Genomic DNA, 697 nt, shown 5'->3' with positions numbered 1-697 from the left:
AAACCGCCGTTGTACCCCACGCTGATCGATTTGTTGGTACGCTTATCGTCCCAGTAATCTTCAATTAACCCGCTAACGGACAGACTACCCAGGCCTTTACCCAGGCTTTGGTTCACCGTCAGGTTGGTGCGGTTACGCAGCGAGCGTGGGCTATAGTTGCCGTCATTAGAGTAGCTATCCAGTACCTCGGAGAGGGTATTAAATCCGCGGGTGGAATAGCGGTAGCCCGCGATGGTGACGTTAGTGCCAGTTTCAACAATATTTTTCCCGTAACGTACCCGCCAGGACTGTCCTGAGGTCTTCTCATCGTCTTTCTTTTTCGACCAAGCCTGGGTGACGTCTGCTGAGGCGGCACCGAGCTCGCCCAGGTTATAGCCAAGACCTGTCGATAGGGCCTGGTAGCGCGAGGCCGCCTGCATGCCACCATAAAGCGTCAGGCTGCTGGAGACGCCGTAAGTCGCGGTGGCCTGGGTAAAGGGGGTCTCATCAACTCCGCCATCGTAAGGACGATATTTACCGGAAGTAATCTCATACTCCAGTTGATTTTCACGCACCATTACCGGCAGGGTGGCGAACGGCACGACAAACTCTTGTTTGGAACCGTCCGACTCTTCTACGGTAACGTAAAGGTCGCCGCTACCGCCGCTTGGATACATATCGGTGATTTCAAATGCCCCAGGCGCCACGTAAGTCTGGT

At 54.7% G+C, this 697-nt stretch carries 1 protein-coding gene; it reads right to left on the bottom strand.

The window, feature by feature from the left end:
• The coding region (locus CWM53_RS08695) for a fimbria/pilus outer membrane usher protein (RefSeq protein WP_165785045.1) at positions 1–697 on the bottom strand (697 nt) is incomplete at both ends.

Origin of the sequence: Klebsiella sp. A-Nf5 (assembly GCF_002810545.1) — a bacterium.
Classification (GTDB): Bacteria; Pseudomonadota; Gammaproteobacteria; order Enterobacterales; family Enterobacteriaceae; genus Klebsiella; species Klebsiella variicola.
Note: the sequence above shows the minus strand (reverse complement) of the source record. Positions and strands in the feature narration are given on the sequence as shown.